This window comes from Aerococcus sanguinicola (assembly GCF_008726925.1).
GTDB lineage: Bacteria > Bacillota > Bacilli > Lactobacillales > Aerococcaceae > Aerococcus.
The window spans coordinates 600,291-621,429 of sequence record NZ_VYWO01000001.1 but is presented as its reverse complement, the minus strand read 5'-3'; the positions used below and the strand labels follow the sequence as shown (position 1 = coordinate 621,429).

At 50.3% G+C, this 21,139-nt stretch carries 21 protein-coding genes and 1 pseudogene; 19 read left to right on the top strand and 3 right to left on the bottom strand.

Features of this window, described 5'->3' with window-relative positions; translation table 11 throughout:
- From ribD to F6I03_RS02980, 7 genes are all read left to right on the top strand, one after another.
- Positions 1 to 1,101, top strand: a complete 1,101-nt coding sequence (gene ribD / locus F6I03_RS03010; RefSeq protein ID WP_070430324.1) for a bifunctional diaminohydroxyphosphoribosylaminopyrimidine deaminase/5-amino-6-(5-phosphoribosylamino)uracil reductase RibD — start codon at positions 1 to 3, stop codon at positions 1,099 to 1,101.
- Complete coding sequence (ribE, locus tag F6I03_RS03005; protein ID WP_150983054.1) at positions 1,086 to 1,721, top strand: riboflavin synthase; 636 nt, start codon at positions 1,086 to 1,088, stop codon at positions 1,719 to 1,721. The genes ribD and ribE (F6I03_RS03005) overlap by 16 nt, the downstream gene beginning before the upstream one ends.
- 13 nt (positions 1,722 to 1,734) lie before the next feature.
- Positions 1,735 to 2,943, top strand: a complete 1,209-nt coding sequence (locus F6I03_RS03000) for a bifunctional 3,4-dihydroxy-2-butanone-4-phosphate synthase/GTP cyclohydrolase II (protein WP_070430322.1) — start codon at positions 1,735 to 1,737, stop codon at positions 2,941 to 2,943.
- A 1-nt stretch (position 2,944) separates the two neighbouring features.
- Positions 2,945 to 3,427 (top strand): 6,7-dimethyl-8-ribityllumazine synthase, encoded by a 483-nt coding sequence (gene ribE, locus F6I03_RS02995; RefSeq protein WP_070430321.1) that lies wholly within the window; start codon positions 2,945 to 2,947, stop codon positions 3,425 to 3,427.
- Positions 3,428 to 3,587: 160 nt separating this feature from the next.
- Entirely contained in the window at positions 3,588 to 5,456 is a 1,869-nt protein-coding gene (locus F6I03_RS02990) for a flavocytochrome c (protein ID WP_070430320.1), read from the top strand.
- Between the two features lie 280 nt (positions 5,457 to 5,736).
- Positions 5,737 to 6,954 (top strand): sodium/glutamate symporter, encoded by a 1,218-nt coding sequence (locus tag F6I03_RS02985; RefSeq protein ID WP_070430319.1) that lies wholly within the window; start codon positions 5,737 to 5,739, stop codon positions 6,952 to 6,954.
- A 111-nt stretch (positions 6,955 to 7,065) separates the two neighbouring features.
- A complete protein-coding gene (locus F6I03_RS02980) occupies positions 7,066 to 7,569 on the top strand; it encodes a VanZ family protein (protein WP_070430318.1) in 504 nt (167 codons plus the stop codon).
- A gap of 46 nt (positions 7,570 to 7,615) precedes the next feature.
- On the opposite strand, the gene F6I03_RS02975 is transcribed toward F6I03_RS02980, so the two are convergent.
- Together F6I03_RS02975 and F6I03_RS02970 are read right to left on the bottom strand one after the other, a co-directional pair.
- The gene (locus F6I03_RS02975; RefSeq protein ID WP_070430317.1) at positions 7,616 to 8,728 is read right to left on the bottom strand and encodes a mechanosensitive ion channel family protein; all 1,113 of its coding nucleotides are present in this window, start codon (positions 8,726 to 8,728) and stop codon (positions 7,616 to 7,618) included.
- A gap of 135 nt (positions 8,729 to 8,863) precedes the next feature.
- Complete coding sequence (locus tag F6I03_RS02970; RefSeq protein ID WP_070430316.1) at positions 8,864 to 9,235, bottom strand: type II toxin-antitoxin system death-on-curing family toxin; 372 nt, start codon at positions 9,233 to 9,235, stop codon at positions 8,864 to 8,866.
- A gap of 376 nt (positions 9,236 to 9,611) precedes the next feature.
- Here F6I03_RS02970 and F6I03_RS02965 point away from each other — a divergent pair.
- The 11 genes and pseudogenes from F6I03_RS02965 to F6I03_RS02915 all read left to right on the top strand — a co-directional run.
- Positions 9,612 to 10,319 (top strand): annotated as a pseudogene (locus F6I03_RS02965) (amidohydrolase family protein); the annotation flags it as partial.
- Between the two features lie 116 nt (positions 10,320 to 10,435).
- On the top strand, positions 10,436 to 10,621 hold the full coding sequence (locus tag F6I03_RS09970; RefSeq protein ID WP_083290495.1) for an amidohydrolase family protein: 186 nt from the start codon (positions 10,436 to 10,438) through the stop codon (positions 10,619 to 10,621).
- Between the two features lie 91 nt (positions 10,622 to 10,712).
- Positions 10,713 to 11,153: a lipocalin-like domain-containing protein gene (locus F6I03_RS02955; RefSeq protein WP_070430315.1), complete on the top strand. Its 441-nt coding sequence runs from the start codon at positions 10,713 to 10,715 to the stop codon at positions 11,151 to 11,153.
- A gap of 19 nt (positions 11,154 to 11,172) precedes the next feature.
- Complete coding sequence (locus F6I03_RS02950; protein WP_070430314.1) at positions 11,173 to 11,928, top strand: SDR family NAD(P)-dependent oxidoreductase; 756 nt, start codon at positions 11,173 to 11,175, stop codon at positions 11,926 to 11,928.
- Positions 11,929 to 12,307: 379 nt separating this feature from the next.
- A complete protein-coding gene (locus F6I03_RS02945; protein WP_070430313.1) occupies positions 12,308 to 13,606 on the top strand; it encodes an SLC13 family permease in 1,299 nt (432 codons plus the stop codon).
- A gap of 166 nt (positions 13,607 to 13,772) precedes the next feature.
- Positions 13,773 to 14,474, top strand: coding sequence for a DUF969 domain-containing protein (locus F6I03_RS02940; RefSeq protein WP_070626188.1), 702 nt, complete (start codon positions 13,773 to 13,775; stop codon positions 14,472 to 14,474).
- Between the two features lie 2 nt (positions 14,475 to 14,476).
- A complete protein-coding gene (locus F6I03_RS02935; RefSeq protein ID WP_070430355.1) occupies positions 14,477 to 15,400 on the top strand; it encodes a DUF979 domain-containing protein in 924 nt (307 codons plus the stop codon).
- 18 nt (positions 15,401 to 15,418) lie between these two features.
- A complete protein-coding gene (gene pcp / locus F6I03_RS02930; protein ID WP_070430311.1) occupies positions 15,419 to 16,069 on the top strand; it encodes a pyroglutamyl-peptidase I in 651 nt (216 codons plus the stop codon).
- Between the two features lie 307 nt (positions 16,070 to 16,376).
- The gene (locus F6I03_RS02925; RefSeq protein WP_070430310.1) at positions 16,377 to 17,036 is read left to right on the top strand and encodes a TVP38/TMEM64 family protein; all 660 of its coding nucleotides are present in this window, start codon (positions 16,377 to 16,379) and stop codon (positions 17,034 to 17,036) included.
- A gap of 88 nt (positions 17,037 to 17,124) precedes the next feature.
- Complete coding sequence (locus F6I03_RS02920) at positions 17,125 to 18,018, top strand: methylated-DNA--[protein]-cysteine S-methyltransferase (protein ID WP_070430309.1); 894 nt, start codon at positions 17,125 to 17,127, stop codon at positions 18,016 to 18,018.
- Positions 18,019 to 18,052: 34 nt separating this feature from the next.
- A complete protein-coding gene (locus tag F6I03_RS02915) occupies positions 18,053 to 18,799 on the top strand; it encodes an SDR family NAD(P)-dependent oxidoreductase (RefSeq protein ID WP_070430308.1) in 747 nt (248 codons plus the stop codon).
- A gap of 96 nt (positions 18,800 to 18,895) precedes the next feature.
- Here the strand turns inward: F6I03_RS02915 and F6I03_RS02910 are convergent, their stop codons facing one another.
- Entirely contained in the window at positions 18,896 to 19,396 is a 501-nt protein-coding gene (locus tag F6I03_RS02910; protein ID WP_070430307.1) for an ECF transporter S component, read from the bottom strand.
- 250 nt (positions 19,397 to 19,646) lie between these two features.
- Here F6I03_RS02910 and F6I03_RS02905 point away from each other — a divergent pair, with 250 nt between their 5' ends.
- Positions 19,647 to 21,134: an FAD/NAD(P)-binding protein gene (locus F6I03_RS02905; RefSeq protein WP_070430306.1), complete on the top strand. Its 1,488-nt coding sequence runs from the start codon at positions 19,647 to 19,649 to the stop codon at positions 21,132 to 21,134.
- Positions 21,135 to 21,139: the final 5 nt, after the last annotated feature.

Here is a 21,139-nt window from a genome sequence, read left to right as displayed (position 1 = left end):
ATGCAGGATGAAGAATGGATGCGAAGGGCGCTGGACCTAGCCAAGAAGGGGCAGGGCTGGGTGAATCCCAATCCCCTGGTGGGAGCTGTGATTGTAAAGGATGGACGGCTCATCGGCCAAGGTTACCATGGGACTTATGGTCAGGCGCATGCGGAGCGAGAGGCTCTGGCTGCCTGCACGGAAGATCCTGAGGGGGCAACGCTCTATGTCAACCTGGAGCCCTGCTGCCACTATGGTAAGACCCCGCCCTGTACGGAAGCGGTGATTGCGAGCGGGATCCAGCGGGTCGTTGTGGGCGCCTTAGACCCCCATGATAAGGTAGCTGGCAAGGGGGTTCAAGCCCTTAAGGAAGCGGGCCTAGCGGTCGAAGTGGGGGTGGTCGAAGCGGACTGCCATCACTTGAACCGGGTTTTTGAGAAATATATTGTCAGCCAAAGACCCTATCTCGTGGCTAAGTACGCCATGACCCTAGACGGCAAGATTGCCACACGGACTGGTCAATCGCGCTGGGTGACGGGACCGGAAGCCCGCCAGCGTGTCCACCAGACCCGCCATGCCTTGGCAGCCATTATGGTAGGTGTGAATACGGTCTTAGCGGATGATCCCCAGCTGACCTGTCGGATTGAAGGGGGCAAGGACCCGGTCCGGGTTATCTGCGACTCAAAGTTGCGCACGCCCCTGTCCAGCCGAGTGGTTCAGACAGCGAATCAAGTCCCTACTTATCTCGCAACGACCTGCCTGGATGCCGACCGCCAAGCCCCATACCGCGAAGCGGGTTGCGGCATCATCGAACTGGGCCAGCGCCAAGGCCATCTCGACTTGGTTGACTTAATGGATCAGCTCGGTCAGCTGGGTCTGGATAGCGTGCTCTTAGAAGCTGGAGGGACCCTGACCTGGTCCGCCCTAGACCTGGGCCTAGTGGATGAGGTCCATTCCTATATCGCCCCTAAATTATTCGGTGGCCAGGCCATGTCGCCGGTAGCTGGCCAAGGGGTAGCAGAACCGGACCAGGCCATCCAACTTGAACCCTTTGCCTGGTCCCAAGTCGGTGCGGATTATTTGATTGAAAGTAAGGTGGTGACGACATGTTTACCGGATTAATTGAAGAAGTGGGCAAAATCAAGGCCATCCAGCGGTCTTCCCAAGTCTGTGTGGTTCAAATTGGAGCGACTAGCGTTTTGACCGACCTCCAAGTGGGTGATAGTGTGGCGGTGAATGGGATTTGCCTAACCGTGACGGCCTTCGACCAAGCGTCTTTTACAGTTGATGTCATGCCCCAAACTTGGAAGCTCACGGCTCTCGCCCAGCTCGAGCGGGGGTCAGCCGTTAACTTGGAACGGGCCATGGCGGCTTCTGACCGCTTCGGGGGGCATTTTGTGTCAGGCCATATCGATGGCAAGGCCCAAGTCCAGTCTATCCGTCCCCAAGCCAATGCCGTCTTATATGACTTTAGGGCTGACCAGGACCTCTTAGATACCATGGTCAACCAGGGCAGTGTCGCCATTGACGGCATCAGCCTGACCCTGGTCCAAGTCGACCGCCAAGCTTTTCGGGTCTCGATCATTCCCCATACCCTGGATCAGACCAACCTGGGTCAAAAGAAAGTTGGCGACTGGGTGAATATTGAAACAGATATGATTGGAAAATACGTGAAACAATTTATGGCTAAGGCAGAATCTTCTGAACTGACCGAGGCCTACTTGCGTGAGCAAGGATTCTAGGAGGAGGACAAGGATGTTTAAAGAACGTGTGGAAAAAGCGCTGGCTGACCTGCAAGCAGGCAAGCTGGTGCTAGTAATGGACGATGAGGACCGCGAAAATGAGGGGGACCTGATCTGCGCCGCCGAATTCGCGACGACAGATAATGTCAACTTCATGGCGAGCCAGGCCAAGGGCTTGATCTGTATGCCGATGGCGGAAGAAATCGCGAAAGCCCTCGACTTCCCACCCATGGTCAGCCACAATACGGACAACCACCAGACGGCCTTCACCGTCTCTATCGACCATGTGGCAACGACGACAGGGATTTCAGCGGAAGAGCGGGGACTGACTGCTCGCCAAGTGGTGGCGGAAGGGGCCCGTCCAGAAGACTTCCGCCGGCCAGGGCATATGTTTCCCTTGGTAGCCAAGGCGGGCGGTGTCTTGGAACGTAATGGCCATACCGAAGCGACTGTCGACTTGATGAAACTCGCTGGCTTGGCGGCTTGCGGGCTCTGTTGTGAAATTATGGCGGACAATGGGCAGATGATGCGGGGGCCAGAGCTCAAGGCCTTTGCAGCTGACCATGGCCTGACCTTCCTCACCATCCAAGACCTTCAAGCCTATCGCAAGCGCTATGACCAGCTCCTGGACCGGGTGGCGGATGTGGCTTTGCCCAGTACTTATGGGGACTTTCGTCTAGTCTGCTTTGTGGACCGCCTGACTGGTCAAGAGCACCTGGCCTTGACCATGGGGGACCTGGATCAGGCAGAAGACGTGATCTGCCGCCTCCATTCCGAATGCTTGACTGGGGATGTCTTTGGCTCACAACGTTGCGATTGCGGCGCCCAGCTGGACCAGGCTCTGACCCAGATTAGCCAAGCGGGGCGGGGCGTCCTCCTCTACATGCGCCAGGAAGGCCGGGGGATTGGCCTGGTGAACAAGCTTAAGGCCTACCACCTGCAAGAGGAAGGGCTAGATACCCTGGAAGCCAACCTTGCCCTGGGCCAGCCTGCTGACGCTCGGGAATACTATCTCGGGGCTCAGATGCTGCGGGCCTTGGGTGTCCAGTCAGTCCGTTTGTTGACCAATAATCCAGACAAAGTCCAGGAACTTGAAGCCAACGGCATGCCTGTTAGCCAGCGCCTGCCCTTAGAAATTCCAGCCACTGCCCATGACGCTAATTATTTACTGACCAAGAAGATTAAGATGGGTCACCTATTAGACCTAAAGGAGGAGCATTAAGATGACAACATTTGAAGGAAATTTATATACAGCAGATATGCAAGTAGGAATTGTGGTTTCCCGCTTTAACGACTTTATCACGTCAAAACTCTTAGCCGGAGCGATCGACAGCCTCAAACGCGAAGGGGTTGCAGAAGAGGCCATTGATGTGGCCTGGGTGCCGGGAGCCTTTGAAATCCCCCTCCTGGCTAAAAAGATGGCTGAAACGGAGCGCTATGACGCTGTGATTTGCCTAGGAGCAGTTATCCGTGGGGCTACTTCCCACTACGACTATGTCTGCGCGGAAGTCTCTAAGGGCATCTCCCAAGTCAGCATGGCGACAGGGCTCCCTGTCCTCTTCGGTGTGATTACCACCGATACCATCGAACAAGCCATTGAGCGGGCCGGGTCCAAGGCTGGCAACAAGGGGTCCGAATGTGCCCAGGCTGCGATTGAAATGGTCAATGTGATCCGGTCTTTAGAAGAAGGGTCAGATAAGGACTAGTGATAAGCTAGTTTGTGGTCTTGCATAAATTTTGATATGAGAAAAGAGTAGCCGAGATCATGGGCTGCTTTTTTCTATTTTCGGGGCTTGAAGGCTGAATTAATGCCTGAAATATGATAGGCTGATTGTGACAATAATCACGAAAGAAGGGGAAGATCAAATGACTGACAAAGAATTACGCTATCAACCGGGGACCTACCAGGTGGAGGCGGCGGGCCATAACAGCGCCTTACCCATGGAGGTTGAACTATCGGAAGATCGGATTGAACGGATTGAAGTGGATTCAAGTTCCGAGAGTAAGGGGATTGCTAATCCGGTATTCGTTAAGGTACCAGCTGATATTATCGAAGGGCAGACCCTGAATGTCGATGCAGTTTCGGGAGCCACGGTCTCCAGTCAGGGGATTATTGACGGGGTAGCAGAAGCTGTGCGCCAGGCTGGGGGCGACCCTGATATCCTCAAGGCCCGGCCCAAGGTCCAGCGCCAGGCAGCCGAAGCCCTAGACACAACGACCGATGTCCTCGTTATTGGGGCTGGGGGTGCTGGCCTGTCTGCCGCTGCTTCAGCTATTCAAGCGGGTAAGCAAGTGATTGTCCTCGATAAGTTCCCAGCTATTGGGGGGAATACGGTGCGGACAGGTGGTCCCATGAATGCGGCTGATCCAGACTGGCAGAATCAATTCCCAGCTCTTCCAGGGGAGGGACATACATTAGAAGAGATCGCTGCCACACCAGAATCGGAGATTGATGCGGAATATTTGGAAGATTTCCGTCAGCTCCGCCAAGAGATCCAAGTCTATCTCAAGGCCAGTGAAGAGGCTGACGCCTATCTCTTTGACTCCGTCCTCCTCCACCGTATCCAAACCTATCTGGGTGGGAAGCGGCAGGACTTGGAAGGTCATCGCGTCTATGGCAACTACGACCTGGTGAAGACCCTGACGAATAATGTCTTGGATTCTGTCAATTGGCTAAGTGAGCTAGGGGTGGACTTTGACCGCGACCATGTCGACATGCCGGTGGGGGCTATGTGGCGGCGCGGCCATAAGCCACGTTCGGATGAAGGCTATGCCTATGTCCATACCCTAGAAAGCTTTATCGAAAAGGAAGGCGGCTCTATTTATACCGAAGCCGACGTCACCGAGTTGATCCAAGATGACCAAGGTCGGGTGACCGGTGCGACAGGGACCTACCAAGGCGCGTCCATGCGGGTCCAAGCCCAGGCAGTCGTCCTGGCAACAGGTGGTTTTGGGGCCAATACCCCCATGCTTCAAAAATACAATACTTACTGGGAGCGGATTGATGATGATGTGAAGACATCTAACTCTCCCGCCATCACGGGAGACGGGATCCGCCTCGGTCAGGCTGTGGGAGCGGACCTGGTCGATATGGGGATGATCCAGATGCTGCCAACTTGTGATCCAGAAACTGGGGCCCTCTTCACTGGACTCCAAGTGCCACCAGCTAACTTCCTCATGGTCAACCAGGAAGGTCAGCGCTTTGTGAATGAATTTGGCACCCGTGATGAGATTTCTGCCGCAGCGATTGCTAATGGTGGGCTCTTCTACCTCATTGCGGATGAGCAGATCAAGGCAACCGCCTATAATACTAGCCAGGAGAAGATTGACCAACAAGTGGCTGACGGAACGCTCTATAAGGCCGATACCATCGCTGACTTGGCCCAGCAGATCGGCATGGACCCTGGCCAATTGGAAGAGACAGTTAAGCGTTATAATTCTTATGTAGACGCCGGAGAAGATCCTGACTTCAACAAGGGGGCCTTCGACCTCAAAGTTGTCCAAGCTCCTTTCTATGCCACACCACGTAAGCCAGCTATCCACCATACCATGGGAGGCCTGCGAATTAATCCAAGAGCCCAGGTACTCAAGGCAGACGGGCAAGCCATCCCTGGTCTCTATGCTGCCGGAGAAGTTGCAGGCGGTATCCATGCGGGCAACCGTCTCGGTGGAAACTCCCTAGCGGATATCTTTACATTTGGTCGGATTGCCGGTCAGGAAGCAAGTCGTCTATAAGGATTAACCCTCACTTTTCCTAGTCCCTATGAGCCTGAGCCCAGCGCTCCTGGCTGTATAGGGGCTTTTTTTGTCTTTTAAGAGCGTGTAAAGTAACCTTACATCTCATGGGATGAGTCAGCCCAATCTATAGCAAAAATAAGCAAATCAAGATTATTTTATGCTTAGATTCACCTGATCAGTAATTTTTTATGGGCAATACGATAGCTTTTATCACATAATTCGTTTAGATTATGTTAAAATAGTCAGTAAGAAAAACTGATTATGACGAGGTGCGCTTATGATAACAATTGAATTTGATAGTATCCAGTCGATGGGTTTTGCTGTTTTGACCCTTATATTTGGTAAATGGATCATCAATAAATTTCCCAAGCTCGAAGAATACTCCCTCCCACCAGCTATTGTCGGGGGCTTGATCTTCGCTATCCTGAATACGATTTTGCGGTTAGCTAATATCATGGTCTTTAAGATAGATACCGAGTATGCCATGCTCTTTATGGTGATTTACTTTACAACGATTGGTTTTGAGGCAAGCTTGCAGGCCTTAGTCCGAGCCAAGACCATTGTCAGTAAATTTCTCTTTGTATCGGTGTTAGCGATCTTTGTGCAGAATATTCTGGCTTTGGCTCTGGGCAAGGCTTTTGGCATTCCAGGTCCTCTAGCCCTCCTGCTAGGGTCACCTGCACTAGTTGGCGGTCCCGGAACGGCCGCGGCAGTGTCGCCTTCGATTGAGGCATTGGGCTTCGATACGGCAACTTCTGTCGGGGTGATCGCGGCGACCCTAGGCATTGTCCTCGGCTCGATTTCGGGGGGGCCGGTGGCTTCGACAGCTATCAAGCGCCACCAATTATCTGCCAAAGATCCCGATGCGTCAGCCAATACAGGTGACCGCTACAAGTCGCACAGCCAACGCCAGAAGATGAGCGGTCACCGGATTGCTGTCATGCTCTATGGCACCCTGGTCATCATCTTCTTGGGGATTTTCTTGACGAAAATCTTGAACTTCTTTGTTGGCTACCTGGTGGGGGGCATTTCTTTCCCTCTCTATATTGGCCCCATGATTGTGGCGGCGACCGTACGGAATATCTCAGATGCTCGAGACAAGCCAATCCTAGATGACGAGGCCTTGGTTTTTACCTCAGATATTTCCCTCAATATCTTCCTTTCCCTAACTATGGTAGGCTTGGAGTTATGGACGATTCTCGACATGGCCCTGCCTATGCTTGGAATTATTGCCCTAGAAGCTGTAATCACCATTGCCTTTGCCCGTTATCTGGTCTTTCGAATGATGGGGCATAACTACGACGCGGCCGTGATGACAGCGGGCTTCATTGGCTTTGGGATGGGGTCGTCATCCAATGCCATGGCCTGTATGCAGCAGATCACCACGGAATACGGGCCTAGTCCGCTCGCTTTCCTAGCGGTTTCCATCGTTGGCGCCCTCTTCATCGATTTTGTGAATATTTTTGTGATTTATGGTTTTATCAACTTCCTTTAGAGAGGGGAGTCGCCGGATCCCTTGATTTGGGTCCGGTTTTTTAATACAAATTTTTCCTTTCTTAATCGGTCTTGTGCTATACTGAAAAGACTTTAGGGAGGAGGTATTTTTATGACTGATAAGCAGCTATCTTGGTTGGCGCTGGGCTTAATTGCTCTTGTTCTTATAGGGACTAGCCTGTCCTCTTCCATGCCCTATGAGGCCCAGAGCCTCCAACCTGTCTTGCGCCAAGTGCTTGCTGGTGAGCCTTTTGCTGGACTCTTGAGAACTATCCAGTTCAGCTATGCAGGCGAAAAAATTTCAATCGAAGCCTTGTCCTATGCGGGCTTTGTGGAATTCTTCATCCGTAAGGGGGTCCACTTTGTCCTCTTCGGTAGCCTAGCTGTCCTGATTTACCTGGCCCTCCGTCCTTATTGCCAGGGCAGGGGGCTGACGGTCTTCCTCAGTCTCGCTTTGACTTTTGGTTTTGCCTCCTTCGACGAGCTCCACCAGACCCTCACGACCAACCGCTCAGGCCTGGTCGAAGATGTCCTATTGGATGCCGCTGGCGCCTTGACTTTCCTCCTCATTTACCAAGTTTTAGAACATATTTTCCGTAGAAAACCCATTAAATAGCTGAAAAGCCATGTCCCTCCTTCTGAGAAGTAAGGGCATGACTTTTTTACTTGGGCTGATTATTTTGGCTAGCTTGGGCCGGCTTGGCGTCCATAGAATTGAGGATCCGGACATCTTGTCTAGGATAAGGGAATTCGATGCCTCCTTCTTCAAAGAGTTTGAAGATTTCATAGTGGATTTCTGTTGTGATAATCTGCTCACGCTCGTTATTTTGTTGGCTGAGCCAGAACCAGAGCTCAAAGTTGATGGAGAAATCAGCGAATTCGGTCAAGAAGACCCGGGCCTTGGGTTCGTCGAGGATTTCAGGATATTTGGCCTGGACATTCTTGAGGGCTTGGAGGAGGAGACGTCGGGCGGTCTGGAGGTCGGAATCATAGTCGATGCCGACCGAGATGGTAACCCGGATCTCCGGATCGCCGTAAGACCGGTTGACGAAGGAATTCTCGAGGAAGTAGCTATTGGGGATCAGCATGCGTTCGTTGCGCCGGGTCCGGACAATGGTTTCGCGGATGCGGATTTCTTCGACGGTGGCGACGGTTTCATCGACCTCTACCAGGTCACCGACGCGGATGGGCCGGCTGAAGAGGATGATCAAGCCGGAGATGAAATTGTTCATGATATTGCGGATACCAAAGCCGACCCCAACCCCGATAACACCAGCGAAAACGCTGAGGCTAGTCAGGTCAAAATTCAGCTGCTTGAGGGTGACCAAAACGACAGCAATGAGGACGATATAGGTAAAGAGGGTGGTGATGGTCGCCTGGGCCCCCGGATCAATATCATAGCGCCGGAAGATGGAGGGGAGGAGGAAGCGCTTGACCCCATTGATGAAACGGATAGCTAGGATGAGAGCGAAGCCGACCGAGAAGAGGAGGAAGGCTGAGACATCCGTCTGCCCCAGCTTGAAGAGGGGGTTGAAGAACCAGCGGGAATGGGAGAAATAGGAAATAAAGAAAACAATAAAGACAAAAGAAGCCAGCCAATTGAGGATGGATTGGAGGAGGAGATAGAGGGAGTGGTCCTTGTTGAAGCGTTGGAGCAGCTTGCGGCAGAGAAAGTAGAGGGCGACTAAGAGAAGAAAACTGAGCAGGCCAGCAATCCAATAGCCAATGCCATGGGCACTGAGATAGTCGAGCCAGTCTTTGAGGATTTGGGTCATGGGGCACCTTCCTTTTGTATTTCAATTGTTAATCTATAAACAAACGTTCATATTATAATGAAAGTGTATATTAAATAGGAAATTTATCAATTAAAAGCTGGGAGTTGGAGTCCATAATTTAAAGAAGTAAGTTTCTCATTCAAGTAACTCTTTAATAATATTCTTTAATTCATCTTTATAGATTGAGTTATTGGCTACTTTCACTACAACATCTTCCATTTCTACGATAAAATTATCTACTGCATATGTATAGTGATTTAAGTTCATAAAATAAGCCCCTAGTGATATAGCTGATCGCTTGTTGGCATCAATGAACATGTGAAATTTTATAACCGAAAAGACAAGGTGTGTTAATTTGTCTAAGAAAGTCGGATAGTAATCATCATTTTGTATATGTGTTAATACACTTTCTAGTTGGCCCGGATCTTTAATCCCGCTAAGACCGCCACTCTCTTCAATTACATAATCATGAATTTGGATTGCAAACTCAAAGTCAATATAATTCATGTTATTTCTCCTTCAAACGAATAAAGACATCCTTGTGTTGTTTAATTTGCTTTTTGATTAATTTAAGTTGTCGTTCTTGTATTTCTTTCTTTTCATTTTTATCTTCAGACATTTTTCCTTAACCTTCTTTCTTTAATGGATTAGCTTACTCTGCGCAAATTTCAAAATGTCCTGCTTGTCAGTGCTGTTTTAACATTTTCGAACGATGACAAGTCAGTAATCATGTTCAACCGATTTGAAACTTAGCGAAAGCTTTTTCAATAAAAAAATCCTTAAAGCCTTGAATGATTAGCTTTATAACATTATAGCAAACTTCGCTTTTTCTTTCGCCTTTGAGCTCATTTCACCTATAATAAAATCAGAAAGGGTGGGTCAAATGAAACTTATTACAGTAGAAGAACACTATATGTCTAAGGCTATCAACGACCAGTACCAGGTCTTAAACCAGGCGAATTTATCCCCTGAGCAGGAGGCCAAGGCTTCCTTTGTCTCTGACTATCTGAATCAGATGCTAGCTAGTGGGGGACCGATTGTCGACTTGGATGCCAAACGCTTGGCTGATATGGACCAGGCGGGCGTTTCCGTCCAATTGATCAGCTATGGGAACAATAGCCCCATGGATTTGAAGGGGGAGGCAGCTGTGGACTTGGCCCGGCAAGCCAATGACGAACTCTACCAGGCCTGCCAGAAACATCCTGACCGTTTCTATGGTCTGGCCTGTTTACCAGTAGACCAGCCAGAAGCTGCTGCAGCCGAATTGGAACGGACGGTGAAGGACTTGGGCTTTAAGGGGGCTTTGCTCCAGGGGACTTTCCAAGAAGAATTTTTGGATGCTAAACGTTATGATCCGATCTTTGCCAAGGCAGAAGCATTAGGGGTACCCCTGCAGATCCATCCAGGTGAGGTCAAGGAGGACGTGCTGAAGGCCTATTACAAGGGGGACTGGTCGGACCAAGTGATGACGATCTTATCTGGGCATGGTATGGGTTGGCACTATGAAGCCGGTGTCCACATCTTGCGCTTAATCCTATCCGGCTGCTTTGACCGCCATCCCGGCTTACAAGTCGTTGCTGGCCACTGGGGAGAAGGCCTGCCTTACTTCCTGGAACGCTTAGATGAGAACTTGCCCGTGGAAGTGACTCATCTGTCCCATAACATGGCCTATTATTTAAGCAAAATTTCTATTACACGCCGAGTGGGATGTTCTATGACGCCCCCTTTAAGCTCTGTTTGGATCATTTTGGCGCCGAGCGGATTCTTTGGTCGGTCGATTATCCTTATGTGCGCCGTGACAATGCTTGGGATTATTTGGCTAACTTCGGCTTAGAAGAAGCGGTACTTCAAGCGATCGCTTACGCTAATGCGGAAAGGCTCTACGGCATCTAATGATTGTATTTATAAAAAAATTAAACCCGCTTGCTTTGCCTAAAGCGTGCTATAATGAAAATACCGATGAAAAAAATAAGGAGGAATTTTCATGAGACAATCCATGCGTGACCAAGTGATTGGGGCTTGGGTCTTGCAGTCCTATCAAACAAAAGATGAAGCGGGCCAAGTGGTCTATCCTTTGGGGAAAGATGCGACAGGCTTCATCCTCTATACCCCCGACGGTTACATGTCAGCGCAGATCATGGCCCAGGGGCGGCCTGCCTATGCTTCGGGTGACCTCCATAAGGGGACCCAAGAGGAAATGGCTCAGGCCGCAGCTGGCTACCTGGCTTATTCCGGCCGTTATGAAGTGGACGAGGCCAAGGGCGAATTGACCCACCATATGGAGCTTTCGATGAACCCAACCTGGCTTGGCCAGTCCCAGCCCCGGGTAGCTCAAATTAAGGATGGGCAATTGAAGATTTATAATGGTTTGAAACCTGAAGACCAATTGATTTGGAAGCGGGCCGAAGACCATAGTCAAGCTTAATTGAGGAGGTTATCTTATTATGAGTGAACGTACGGTTGTGATTACTGGTGCAGCCCAAGGGATTGGCTATGCCATTGCCCAGCACTTCATCCAAGCAGGAGACTGGGTGGCGATCCTTGACCTGAACGAAGAAGCTGCTGTAGAAGCTGCGCAGAACTTGGGCCGGGCCCAAGGCTATGCGGTGGATGTCTCGAATGAAGACCGAGTGAAAGCCGTCATGGAAGAAATTATTGACAAGCGCGGAAGGCTGGATGTCTTAGTCAATAATGCGGGCATGCAATATATTTCGCCAGTCGAAGACTTCCCTTATGACAAGTTCCAACAAGTCTTCAATGTGATTATGGGAGGGACCTTCCTCTGCACCAAGTATGCCCTGCCGACCATGAAGGCCCAGGGCAAGGGACGGATTATTACCATTTCCTCAGGCCATGGCCGCCGTCCTGACAAGTATAAGTCTGCTTACTGTGCGGCTAAGTCCGCCCAGATCGGCTTCAGCAATGTGGTGGCCAAGGAATACGCTCAGGATGGAATCACGGCTAATTGTGTCCTCCCTGGTCCAACTCACACCAAGCTGATCGATAACCAATTAGCTAAATTGGCTGAAGAAGATGGGACCAGTGAAGAAGAAGCCCTCCAAAACCATATTATCGGAGGCCAGTGGCTAGGCCGTCTCTTAGAGCCAGACGAGATTGCATCTGCTGTATACTTCCTGGCCTCAGATGCAGCTGCTGCCATTACCGGCGAAGCTCTCGGTGTTACTGGTGGCGAAGCTTAGAAAAGGATTAGAAATAAATTAAAAAATACCTTGACTCTCTCTTAGACTGTGTTATCATAAAGGTAATTTCATAAGGAGACGATGTGGAAGTAGTAGTAACTGGTCAGGTCAGCTCAGAGAGTCCCCGCTAGCTGGAAGGGGAACTGCCTGTCTGGTGAACTCGACTTCTAGGAAGAGTCTGTGACAGAAGTTTCGGACCCTATCCCGCATGTGGTGCCCCCCTTAACCGGCAGCCCTAGGGCAATGAGTTGGCTAGCTATTAATCTAGCAACAAAGGTGGTAACGTGCTTAAGCACCCTTTGAGGACCGCAGTGGTTCTGGAAGGGTGCTTTTTTATCCGAATAATCGTCTGAATATTCCAAAATAGGAGGAAATGTAAATGAATAGTCTTATAATTTTTGGCGCCATTATTTTGGCCATTGTGATGGGTGAACGCTTTCGCTTAAATGCGGGACTGATTGCTGTCGCTTTTGCCTATTTATTAGCGGTCTTTGTCTTTGGTTTTACGACGGACCAAGTCTTCGCGCTCTGGCCCATTGAACTGTTTATGGTTATCTTTGGCGTTTCCTTCTTCTTTAGCTTCGCCAAGATGAATGGGACCTTGGAGGCAATCGGCCATCATATGATCTACCGCTTCCGCCACCACACTTCGCTCATTCCCTTGGGCCTTTATTTAACCGCAGCCCTCTTGTCCGCCTTGGGGGCAGGGACTTGGGGCTCGGTTCCCATTGTTGGAGCTATTGCCCTCCAACTCTGCCGGCAGACCCGGATGAATGAGACAGTAGCCGCTATCTCAGTTATTCTGGGGGGGATGAATGGGGGAAATATTCCCTTTGGCCCCCACGGTGCAATTATCCTAGGGGTCCTTTCTGAGTCGGGCTTTGCTGACCAAGCCGCTGCGATGACCTGGAAGATTTTCGGCGTTTCTATCCTTTATCCCTTAGTCCTGATTGCTGGACTCAGCCTCTGGCAACACTACCGCTATGGGCAAGAGAGTGTGTCTATTGATCCACCCCAAGCCTTCACCTCTAAGCAAAAGCAGACCCTGGCCTTAATCGCTTGCTTTGCAGTTGTCCTCTTAGTGCCAGCCATGGTCACGAACTTTACCGATGCCTTCCCTAGCTTAAGCTTCATTAGTGAACATATGAATCTGAGCTTCTTAACCATTATCTTTGGTATTATTGCTTATATGATGAACTTAGCGCCTCGGGACAAGGTCTTTGACCAGATTCCTTGGCAAACCATCTGGGTGGCTTGTGGGATGACCTTCTTGATTAGCCTGGGTATTGAACTGGGGATCACGGAAGAAATGGCCAAGCTGATTTCTTATATGCCAAACTTGACTATTCCGATTGCCTTGACCATTATGTGTGGTTTGATGTCTATCTTCAGTTCAACTATCGGCGTTCTTGCGCCGCTCTTCTTCCCAGCCTTGGCTGCTATCTCTGGTGCCACGGGCTGGCCAGTCCTTCTTTTAGCTTGCTTGGTTATTGTCGGCGGCTTTTCGACCGGTGCTTCGCCTTTCTCTGATACAGGCAGCCTCTATTTGGCCACTGGCTCCTATTGCCAAGAGAGTCAGCGCGCCCTCTACCGCCGCCTCTTGTTCAAGGTCGCCCCAACCTGTATGGGCGCGGCTGTCGCAACCGCTATGGTCTTGTCGGTGTTAACAATTTTATAAGGCTTTGCCTAGCTAGCAGCCTATTAATTGAAGCGTTGAGTGATGTGGGATTGCCATCACTCAGCGCTTTTTTTATGTTTAGGACGACCGGTCAAAATTTTATCTTAGGCTGGCTGCTGATAAGATGCTATAATAATAGATGAAATTTATATAGGAGGAAAATATTATGTCCTATCTGCCCTTACTAGGCATCCTGATTATTGTGGTCGGCTTTGCCTTGAAGTTGGATACTATTGCTGTGGTGGTGATTGCAGCTTGCGTGACGGCCCTGGCTTCGGGGATGTCCATTGCTGAATTCTTGACCACCCTCGGCGACGCTTTTGTCGCCAATCGTTTGGTGACACTCTTTGTCCTCACCCTTCCCATTGTGGGTTTGTCGGAGCGCTATGGCCTAAAAGAGCAGGCCGTCCGCTTGGTCAACCGCATCCAGGGACTGACGGCGGGGAAATTCCTTAGCTTCTATCTCTTGATTCGGGAAGTGGCGGGGATTATCTCGGTTCGCTTGGGCGGGCACCCCGCCTTCGTCCGACCTTTAGTTGAACCCATGGCCCAGTCGGCGGCCAAGGCGCGTTACCGTGAAAATACGCCGCAGAGTCAAGAGCTGATCAAGGCCCAGTCGGCTGCTATGGAGAATATCGGGAATTTCTTTGCCCAAAATGGTTTCGTCGGTGCGGCGGGAACCTTGCTTATTGTCGGAACTATGGAGTCTCTGGGCTATCCAGTTGATGCGGCGCAGATTGCCCTGGCTTCGCTAGTGGTTGCTGGATTGGCCTTCCTCTACGGTTTGCTTTCGAATTATATCTTTGACCGTAGGCTAGACCGCCTGAATGCGCACACTAAGACAGATAAGGGAGGGCAAAGTAAATGACAATGACCGACGTATTTGACTATGTTTTAGAATTTTTCTTTGTCCTATCGGGTTTAATCTTCTTCTATTCGGCCTACCAGAGCGCCCAGGATACAAGTAATCCTAAGCGCTTGGGGACAGCGGCTTTCTGGGCAATCCTAGGCATCCTCTTTGTCTTCGGCCGCCTGCTTCCTGGCCTATTTTCGGGGATTTTGGTGGTCCTCTTGGGCGCCATTACCCTCTTCAAGCAATTTGGGGCTGGCACAGGCTTTGTGGAAGATAAGAAGAAGCAAGACCTAGCTGCCCGGCACTTTGGGATGAAACTCTTCATCCCCGTTCTCGTGATGGCCTTGTCCGCTGTGCTTGTGGCCCGGCTGATTCCAGAGTCTAGCGCCTCCTCGATTGGGATTGGCTCGCTCTTAGGGACCTTGGTAGCCCTTGTCCTCTTCAAACCTAGCGCCAAAGAAGCGCTTTATGAGACGGACCGGATGACCCAACAAGTTGGGACGACGAGTATCTTGCCCCAATTATTAGCTGCCCTGGGAGTTATCTTTGTCAATGCAGGGGTGGGTGAGATTGTAGCCCAGATCTTGGCAGGCATTGTGCCAGCTGGGTCTCGCTTCTGGGGGAGCGTAGCCTATGTCTTGGGCATGGTCTTCTTTACCGCCGTTATGGGCAATGCTTTTTCCGCCTTTACGGTGATTACAGCAGGCATTGGCGTACCCTTCGTCTTGATGTATGGGGCGGACCCAGTGGTTGTGGGGGCCTTGGGTATGACGGCTGGCTTCTGTGGGACCTTGTTGACGCCGATGGCCGGTAACTTCAATGCCCTTCCTGTGGCCTTGCTGGAGATGACGAACCCCAATGGCGTGATTAAGCGCCAGACGATTTTTGCCTTATTAATGATTGTTAGCCATATTGCCCTGATGTATTTTTGGGCCTTTTAGAAGAAAGGAGTTTCTCTGATGAAAATTTTAGTAACCGCTTTTGATCCCTTTGGTGAGGATAAGATTAACCCAGCAACTGAAGCCGTTAAGATCCTAGCTGACCAGATTGCTGGAGCGGAAGTCGTTAAAGTTGAGATTCCGACGGTCTTTGGGAAGAGTGCTGAGGTGGTCAGCCAGGCTATCGCAGACCATAAGCCTGACTATGTCCTGAATGTGGGGCAGGCAGGGGGCCGCTATGCGCTGACACCAGAAAGGGTAGCCATTAACTGGGATGATGCCCGGATTCCGGATAATGAGGGCAAGCAGCCCATCGACCAGGCGATTCAGGCAGACGGCCCTTCTGCCTACTTCTCTCGCTTGCCGATCAAAGCTATGGTGGCGGCGATTAAAGAAGCTGGCTTACCGGCCGAAGTCTCTAATACGGCAGGGACCTTTGTCTGCAATCACATTATGTACCAGACCCTCTATCTGATTGACAAGACCTATCCCCAAGTTAAGGGAGCAGGCTTTATCCATATTCCCTTCTTACCCGAACAAGTTGTTGACCGTCCGAACACGGCTTCCATGGGCCTAGCTGATATTAGCCGGGGGCTGGAAGCGGCCATCTCCGCTATTGTTGCCTATGATGGCAAAGACGACCTCCACAGTGTCGGGGGCAAGACCCACTAAGCGATTAGAGAGTGTGACAAAAGTCGGTTAGCCCTGAATCAGCTAAAGCATACTATATCTGTAACTCGCTTCGCTTCGAACAGCTATAGCAACTGTCCGCAAATTATGGAAGAACTTTGTCAAAGGATCTTCCATAATTCGTGAAGTGGATGTCAGGGCTGACTTTTGGAGCACGTTTTTAAAGAATAGTTCGTATTTTATATAGAAGCCGGGCCTTTTGTCCCAGCTTCTTTTTTGAAAACAAATTCACAAACTGCTATACTATATAGGAGAATGTGATGCAGGGCTGGATCGAAGGAAGAAGTTGATGGATGAAGTGAAGAATAAAGTCAATTGGTCAAAGTGGGGGCGTAGCCTGGCCCTTGTGGTGATCTTTCTTTTAAGCTGGTGGATCTTTAAGACCTTCAACCTGGACCGGGTACGGGAGCTGGTGATGACGAGTTCATATGCTGAAGTCATTTATGTGCTCTTATGGACCTTTCTACCCATGGGTTTCTTCCCTGTTCCTGTCTTAGCCTTAGCGGGAGGCATGGGCTTTGGTCTCTGGAAGGGCTCCTTACTGACCGTCCTGGGGGCAAGCTTCAATATGTCCTTTATGTTTTTAATGGCCCGCTATCTTTTCCGCCGGCCGGTTCAAAATTTTTTGTTCGAACGTTATCCGTCGACTCGCGATATCCTATCGACCAAGCAAAGACGTTTGCGTATTGTTCTCGCTTTGGCGCGCTTGATTCCCTTGGTTCCTTATAATATTGAGAATTATGCTTTTGGGCTAACTGATATTCGCTTTATCGATTATCTGGGGATTTCTTTAATTACGATTCTTCCAGGAACGCTTATTTATGTGAACGTGGGGGATAAGGCAGTTGCCCCAAAGACTTGGGACTTTGTCTTAGCGATTGGCCTGCTCTTGCTCCTGGTTATAGGCACCGCCTTCCTCACAAAGTATATGCGTGAGCCTGAAGATTAGGCGGTGCTCTTGCTTTCAATCCCTTAAGCAATCTTGTAAAATAAAGTTAAGAAAAGCTACAGATGCTAGCTAAGAAAGGGGGTCTTCGATGCACAAGGCTTATTATGCTTCTGACTTAGGGCCAATTCTTTTGGATTATGAAAAGGATACTTTATATGGCCTGAGTTTTGTGGACCAGTTAGATGATTCTAGCCGCCCCGCCCAGGCTTGCCCCGAACTTGCCGGGCTTTGTCAGGCCCTGGGTGCCTATTTTATCGGCCAGCCTGAACGAGTGCCCCAACTTAATTTGTGCGCGCAAGGAAGCCCCTTTCAGGAACGGGTTTGGCAGCTCTTAAGGGAGATCCCCTACGGTCAAGTGACTACTTATGGCGACTTGGCCCGGACTTATGAAGCCCGCTACCAGACGTCCATGTCTGCCCAGGCTATTGGTGGGGCGGTGGGGCGTAATCCGATTGCTTTGTTGATTCCCTGCCACCGGGTTCTTTCGAGTCGGGGTCAATTGACGGGCTATGCCTACGGTGTCCCGCGCAAACAGGCCCTCTTGGAAGCTGAAGGTCTGACTTTCGATGAGCGGGGACGGATGCTCGATTTTCCGACAAAAAAGTTAAACATAAAAGGAGTTGAAGTGATGGCAAAAAAAGATAAGTACTTGGCGCATTATGAACGGTCACGCCAGCTGGCAAGTTTTAGGGTCAAAGGCTTTCGTTATTATGACGGCTTAGATGTAATCCAAGACCTCGATGTGGGGGCTTCGGTTGACCTTCTAGCTGAACCGGATAATCCTTATGATGGAGATGCTGTGCAAGTGGCCTTCAAGGGAAACAAATTGGGCTACCTACCAGCTGATGACAATCATTTACTGAGCCAATTGCTTTATTTTGGCCATGGCAATATTCTAGAGGCTCGGATTCTGAGCGTAGACCTCGATAAAAATTCGGAGCCCTTGGTCACCGTTCAAGTTCGGATCAAAGATAAACGCTAATTAATGCACATATAATTATAATAAGGAGGATATTATGCTATTAGAAAATAAAGTCGCTTTAATTACAGGTGCTGGGTCAGGTTTTGGTCGGGCGACAGCCTTGCTTTTTGCTAAAGAAGGGGCTAAGGTTGCAGCCGTCGATATTGACCGCCAAGCGGCAGATGAAACAGTTGCTCAAATCGAAGAAGCTGGGGGTCAAGCCTTAGCTATCCAAGCGGATGTGGGGGACGAAGCCGCTGTTAAGGCCATGGTTGAAGAAACGGTTGAAGCCTATCAGACTATTGATATTCTCTTCAACAATGCAGGAATCTATGTGCCAGGCAATGTGGAAGAAACACCTCTTGATGCCTTCCAGAAGAGCCTAACCATCAATGTTACGGCTGCCTTCTTGGCTGCTAAATATGCCATGCCTTATCTGAAAGAAAACAAGGGGAACATCATCAACACTGCGTCTGCAGCGGGTCTGATTGGCTTCCCTGATGCCATCGCCTATGCAGCAAGTAAGGGGGCTGTTGTTTCCATGACCCAAGCGATTGCAGTGGATTACGCTAGCGTGGGTGTTCGTTGCAATGCCATTTGCCCAGGCACTGGTAAGACGGGCATGACCAATGAACTCCTAGAAGATCCAGATATCGCCCAAGGCTTCCTAGCTCCGATTCCTATGCAACGCTTTGGCGAAGCCGAAGATGTGGCTAAGGCAGCTCTCTTCTTGGCTTCTGATCTCGGCTCCTACACCACTGGTCACGCCCTCCCTGTAGACGGCGGTTGGACAATGAGCTAGGCCATGCTTTCTTAAACAATCAAAAAGGACCTTGCTTGTCTCCCCATGCGGGAGGAAGCAAGGTCCTTTTGTTAATGAGCGCCTTTCAGCCCATGTTTATTTGTCGATAAAGGCTTGTAAGGCAGGCAGGCGGAGGCGGCGGATAGTCTGGTTGAGGGGGATGGCCACAAGGATACCGAAGATATTCTGCAGTGAGTTGCCTGGAATAGATGGGATAGCAGCAGCCCAGTTATAGAGGATGCCGGTTCCGATAGCGTAGCCGACCATCATCCAGAGGCTGGCCAGGATGAGGGCGGTCCAATTACCGCCGGGTAAGTTCTTCTTGGCGAGGTAGCCGGCGATATAACCTTGGAGACCATGGATAATAAAAGAAAAGACAATCCATTGGGGATAGCCAGAAATTAAATCAATGAGAGCACCGCTAGCAGCACCTACAATCCCGCCTGCGACAGGCCCTAACAAGAGGGCGGAGGCATAGATGCCAGCGTCACAGAGGGTGAAGATCCCACTTGTGGCTGGGATGGGGATAACTACCAAGATAGAGAGTGCGGTCGTTAGAGCAGTGAGAACGGCAATTAGGGGAAGTTTACTTTTCATGCAAAGGACTCCTTACTTTACTATTTATTTTAAGTATAAGGACTTTTCAAAGAAAGTGCAAATTCTTGTGTAAGGGTTCACATGTTGATGTTTTAGGCAGAAAGTCAGTTTCCCATCAAATAATGAGGAAGAACTGCAATTTCTGCTAAGTATTTTTAAGCCCTGGCGAAATCCTAGCAGAAGCTTTCGCCTTTCGAGCTTGAAATGTTATAATACAAGAAGGAAAAATGGAGAAGGAGCGAGTGGGACGATGGAACGAATTGCAATTATAGGCCTAGGGATTTCTGGCTCTGCCTGTTTGGCTGCCTACCAGCACCTGGCCCAGAGTCATGACTTTGAACTGACGGTCTTTGACCGCGACCCTTATTTTGGTCGGGGGATCCCCTTTACCGAGTCTTATGAGGGGGCCTTGATGAATACGCGGAATGCTGGCTTGACTTATGACCAGGCCTATCCGGGAGACTTTGACGCTTGGCTGCAGGCTAAGGATCCCGACCGCGACTGGCCAGACTATAGTTCCCGCCATCTCTATGGGGCTTATCTCAGGGAACGTGTAGAGGAATTGATCGCCCGCCTTCCCGTTCAGGCGGTTAAGGAATATGTGGTCAAGCTTGACTTTGACCGGGTGCAAGCGGCTTGGCGGCTTGAAACCGAATCGGGTCAGACTTATTCAGGCTTTGACCGGATCCATCTTTGCTGCGGAGACTTGGGAACGCGCGATTTCTATCATTTGCAAGGGACGCCTCGCTATCTCAACCAGGCCTACCCCTTGGAAGCCGAGCGTTATGAGCTGGATAGGGAAGGCCCACGTCGTTTTGCGGTGATTGGGACGAGCCTGTCCGCTATCGATGTCATTAAATACCTGGCAGATACTTGTCAGCCGGACCAGATTCTAGCCTTCTCCCGGGGCAATCAATTCCCTATCGTTAGTGGTGAGGAAGCGACTGACTTGCCTTGGCGCTTCCTAAGTGAAGAAAATTTCCAAGAAGCCCTAAAGTCAGAAGAAGGGCTTTCCTATAAACACCTAGACCAGTGGATCCAGTCAGAATGTCAAAATTTGAACTTAAGCTGGACAGAATGCCAGGAAGTGACCCTGAGCACAGGCCTTGAGGGCATCCGCCGGGCGATGGACTGGACCGACCAGGGGGCTGTTTTGGAAGCTTTGGCCACCCGGGTGACCCGCTTGCTCTTCCATTACTGGCAGTATCTTAGCCTGAGCGACCGTCAAGCCTTCACGGACAAGTACGACAAGGTCTTCTCCTTAGCTAAGGGGAAGATGCCCCTGGCCTCCGCCAATTCTTTGTTGGACTTAGCGGACCAAGGCTGCCTCGTCTCTTGTTCGGGGGTGGATGAGGTCGTCTATGATCGCTTGACTGATCGCTACTACCTGCTCGATGAAGAGGGGATGGCCCTTGAGGAGGTTGACTTTATCGTCAATGCGACCGGGATCAACCTAGATTTGAGGCAGGACTTGCCGGAGGAGAGTCTTCTCTATGACTTGCGCAATGCGGGCTGGTTGAATCCCGATCCTGGTCAAGGGGTCAGCCTCGATGTTAATCATTACCAGTTAATTTCACCGCGTTTTGGGCGTTTGGACCATGTCCATCCTCACGGTCTGCTCATTGCGCCTTCTGTTTACCATAATAATTCCACGACGACTATCCAACGCTATGCCCAGGATGTGGTCAACTGGCATTATTGTGGTCAAGATTACCAACAATCTGGACTTTGGCCTTAGGAGGT